The following is a 3735-nucleotide window of genomic DNA, read 5'->3' on the forward strand; positions in this document are numbered from 1 at the left end:
AGAAAATCAGCCGAAGCCGGCGCCACGAGAATAAGCTCGGCCGAACGCGACAAGTCGATGTGCGCCATCGCGTTCGGCATCCGGGCATCCCACGGGTCGAGATAGACCGGCTGGCCGGACAGCGCCTGGAAGGTGGTCGCCGTCACGAAGTGCGTCGCCCCCTCGGTCATGGCCACCTGCACCGCGGCGCCCTGCTTGCCGAGCAGGCGAACCAGTTCGGCTGCCTTGTAGGCGGCGATGCCGCCGGTGACGCCGAGCACGATGCGTTTTCCCTGTAATTCCATTGTCTTGCCATTAGAATTGGAGTCCGCTCATTCTAACGGAAAAGAATATGGCGATTACCGACTGGCCCGAAGGCGAACGACCGCGCGAACGCCTTCTGGCGCATGGCCCGGAAGCCCTTTCCGACGCCGAGCTGCTGGCCATCTATCTACGCATCGGCGTGCGCGGCAAAAGCGCCGTCGATCTGGCGCGCGACCTGCTGCAACGTTTTGACGGCCAGTTGGGCACCTTGGCCGAAGCATCACTCGAAGAACTGGCCAGCGTTTCCGGCATCGGCATGGCCAAGGCGGCCCAGCTCAAAGCCAGTTTCGAACTCGCCCGCCGCGCCCTGACGCAGGACATGGCGACGCGCGACAGCTTCACCTCGCCAAGCAAGGTCCGCGACTGGCTGCGCCTGAAGCTGGCCAGCCGCGGCCATGAAGTATTCATGGCGCTCTGGCTGGACGCCCAGAACCGCCTGCTCAAAGCCGACGAACTATTCTCCGGCACACTAAACCAGACCTCGGTTTACCCGCGTGAAGTGGTCAAGGCTGCACTCGCCAACAATGCCGCGGCGGTGATTTTGGCCCACAATCACCCGTCTGGCATTGCCGAACCATCGCCGGCCGACAAGATGCTCACACGATCGCTGAAAGAAGCCCTGGCCATCGTCGACGTCAAGGTTCTCGACCACTTCATCGTCGCCGGCAACACCCCACCACTCTCCTTCGCCGAACGGGGCTTGCTATAAAATTCAATAAACCCCTTGAAACGACCAAGTACTTTTGGTTATACTCGTGGGCTCTCTTCTAGCGAATTCTGGAGCACCATCATGGCGCGTGTCTGCCAAGTAACGGGTAAAGGCCCGATGGTTGGGAACAAGGTTTCCCATGCCAACAATAGAACCAAACGCCGTTTCCTGCCGAACTTGCAGTACCGTCGTTTTTGGGTCGAATCTGAAAACCGCTTCCTGCGCCTGCGCGTTTCCAACGCCGGTCTGCGCCTGATCGACAAGAATGGTATCGACTCCGTTCTCGCCGACCTGCGTGCTCGCGGCGAAGTCTGATAAAGAAGGAAATATAAAATGGCTAAAGGCGGTCGCGAAAAAATCAAGCTGGAATCTACAGCTGGCACCGGTCACTTCTATACCACCTCCAAGAACAAGCGCACGACGCCTGAAAAACTGGAGTTCATGAAGTACGACCCGAAAGCTCGTAAGCACGTCGCTTACAAGGAAGTTAAGCTGAAGTAATTCAGCTTCTCCAGCGCATTCGACAAACCCGCCTTTCGGCGGGTTTTGTTTTTTCAGGCCCGCTGTTTCTGCCTGAAAAGCAATGCGGCATAGACCACGATGCCAGCGAACATCACCACGGACCAGTTGGCCATCGACAGGCCGAGAAACTCCCAGTCCCGGCTGGTGCAGAAGCCGGTGGCCAGGAACATCGATGGCCAAGCCATGCCCAGCCAGTCGACCAGACGCTCGATGGCATTGGGGTCGGTGAAACTGCATTCCGGCGCCAGGTCGGGAAAAGCCTGCATCCAGGTCTGGTAGGCAGCAACGCCAAAACCAAACACACCGAGCCCGCCAGCGAGCGCGGCCCACAGCATTCTTCCGGCCGGCCAGATGAAGCCGAGCAGGCCGATGATGCCGATCACGATGTAGAGCAGGCGCTGAAAGATGCAGAGCGGGCACGGCGCCAGACGCAGTAGCGTCTGCAGTTCCATGCCGACGGCGACGAGCCCCAGGCAACCCAGTCCCAATGTCGCGAACCAGCCCCGCATGGGCACTTTTGACCAATTCATCAAGGCAATTCCTCAGGTGACGATGAGCCGGGATTCTATGCCATCGCCAAGGAGACTTGAAATTTTGGCCTTTTTTCCGGTTGACCGTAGGATTGCCCGTCGCGGCACATGACGGTGGACCGCGGCCCGGCAGGTGGTTAAGATTGGCGGATGAATACACGCATCCTGCTCGTCGAAGACGACGAACGCCTGGCCGAACTGACGGCCGAATACCTGACCAAGAACGACCTGCACGTCAGCATTGAGCCCCGCGGTGATACTGCCGAGGCGCGCATTCTGGCCGAGCAACCCGACCTGGTCATTCTTGACGTGATGCTGCCCGGCAAGGATGGCTTCGAAGTCTGTCGCGCCGTCCGGCCAGTGTATCGCGGCGTGATCCTGATGCTGACGGCACGCGACGAGGACTTCGACCAGATTCTCGGTCTCGAAATGGGCGCCGATGATTACATCGCCAAACCCGTCCAGCCGCGCGTCTTGCTCGCCCGTATCAAGGCCCTGTTGCGTCGGCTGCCGACAACCGGCGAGGCGAGCAACGTCGAGTCCGAGAGCATGCTCTTCGGCCAGTTCAAGATCAGCCAGGCCACCCGAACCGCATCGCTCAACGGCCAAACCATCGACCTGACCACCGCCGAGTTTGACCTGCTCTGGCTGCTCGCCTCGCATGCCGGCAATGTGCTGTCGCGTGACGATCTGTTGCAAGAGTTGCGCGGCATCGGTTTCGACGGGCTGGATCGCTCGATCGACGCCCGCATTTCCCGCCTGCGCAAGAAGCTGAACGACGACCCGGAGAACCCGACGCGCATCAAGACCGTGCGCGGCAAGGGTTACCTTTTCAGCAAGCATGACTGGAACTGAACCCGACGCTGGAGCGGCAGGGCCGAAGGAAAAAAACGAGGGTCTGGCCCGCTCGCTGATCCGCGTCGCTTTGCCGCGCTGGCGCGGCAAGCGCTACAGCCTGTCCAAGCTGTTCTTCAATTTCTACCTGCTGGCGATGGGCTCCTTCGTCGCCATTGCGTTCACCGCCGACTTCGTCATTTCGACCGCCCAGCGCGGCATTACCGACGACTACGCGCGCCGTTTCATGCGCGGCACGATCACCCTGATCGAGGATGAGCTTTTCCGCCATCCGCGTCGGGAATGGGAAAAGCACATCAAGGACATCGACGAAAAATTCTCCTATCGGCTGGATATTGTCGAACGCATCACCCTCGATCAGACGCTGACGCCGAAGCAGGTTATCAAGCTCGACGCCGGCGACATCGCCATCGACCACGACGGCGACATCATGTATCACCGCCTCGGCATGAGCAGCAAGGTGCTGGTCGTTGGTCCGCTCGCCTCGAACCGCAATCGGGAGGTAACCGAGCGCCTGCCGCTCGAACTGCGGCTGCGCCTACTCACCTGGAGCCTGATCGGGCTTATTTTTGCGGTTGCGCTGTGGTTCTGGATACGCCCGGTCTGGCGCGACCTCGAAGGTCTGCGGCAGACTGCGCTTGATCTCGGCGACGGCCATTTCGATGCCGTTTCGCCGCCCGTCCGCACGCAGCTTTTCGCCCCGCTCTCCGACACGATGAACAGCATGGCGGAGCGCATCCGGCAGTTGCTCGCCACCCATCGCGAGCTATCCTGCGGGATTTCGCACGAATTGCGCACGCCGATTGCGCGCATGCG

General features: G+C 60.4%; 7 protein-coding genes. 5 read left to right on the forward strand and 2 right to left on the reverse strand.

The features are described 5' to 3' along the window. The coding region (locus ADADOO_RS07215; protein ID WP_511276263.1) for a flavoprotein at positions 1-284 on the reverse strand (284 nt) is incomplete at its 3' end. 47 nt (positions 285-331) lie between these two features. Between ADADOO_RS07215 and radC the strand changes: the two genes are divergently transcribed. From radC to rpmG, 3 genes are all read left to right on the forward strand, one after another. Beyond that, positions 332-1012, forward strand: a complete 681-nt coding sequence (radC, locus tag ADADOO_RS07220) for a RadC family protein (protein ID WP_511276265.1) — start codon at positions 332-334, stop codon at positions 1010-1012. Between the two features lie 81 nt (positions 1013-1093). Then, positions 1094-1327, forward strand: a complete 234-nt coding sequence (rpmB, locus tag ADADOO_RS07225) for a 50S ribosomal protein L28 (protein ID WP_226400981.1) — start codon at positions 1094-1096, stop codon at positions 1325-1327. A gap of 18 nt (positions 1328-1345) precedes the next feature. Beyond that, positions 1346-1513: a 50S ribosomal protein L33 gene (gene rpmG / locus ADADOO_RS07230; protein ID WP_011288870.1), complete on the forward strand. Its 168-nt coding sequence runs from the start codon at positions 1346-1348 to the stop codon at positions 1511-1513. Positions 1514-1566: 53 nt separating this feature from the next. Here rpmG and ADADOO_RS07235 read toward each other — a convergent pair whose 3' ends face one another. Continuing rightward, complete coding sequence (locus ADADOO_RS07235) at positions 1567-2064, reverse strand: disulfide bond formation protein B (protein WP_511276267.1); 498 nt, start codon at positions 2062-2064, stop codon at positions 1567-1569. A gap of 150 nt (positions 2065-2214) precedes the next feature. Here ADADOO_RS07235 and ADADOO_RS07240 point away from each other — a divergent pair, with 150 nt between their 5' ends. Beyond that, on the forward strand, positions 2215-2919 hold the full coding sequence (locus ADADOO_RS07240; protein WP_511276269.1) for a winged helix-turn-helix domain-containing protein: 705 nt from the start codon (positions 2215-2217) through the stop codon (positions 2917-2919). Then, on the forward strand, positions 2906-3735 hold an 830-nt coding region (locus ADADOO_RS07245), incomplete at its 3' end, for a sensor histidine kinase (protein WP_511276271.1). The genes ADADOO_RS07240 and ADADOO_RS07245, both read left to right, overlap by 14 nt.

It is taken from the genome of Azonexus sp. (assembly GCF_036170495.1).
Taxonomy (GTDB): Bacteria; Pseudomonadota; Gammaproteobacteria; order Burkholderiales; family Rhodocyclaceae; genus Azonexus.

Coding starts and splice junctions, on each gene's coding strand:
- ADADOO_RS07240 (WP_511276269.1), top strand. CDS start 2,215: ATGAATACACGCATCCTGCTCGTCGAAGACGACGAACGCCTGGCCGAA.
- ADADOO_RS07235 (WP_511276267.1), bottom strand. CDS start 2,064: ATGAATTGGTCAAAAGTGCCCATGCGGGGCTGGTTCGCGACATTGGGA.
- radC (WP_511276265.1), top strand. CDS start 332: ATGGCGATTACCGACTGGCCCGAAGGCGAACGACCGCGCGAACGCCTT.
- rpmB (WP_226400981.1), top strand. CDS start 1,094: ATGGCGCGTGTCTGCCAAGTAACGGGTAAAGGCCCGATGGTTGGGAAC.
- rpmG (WP_011288870.1), top strand. CDS start 1,346: ATGGCTAAAGGCGGTCGCGAAAAAATCAAGCTGGAATCTACAGCTGGC.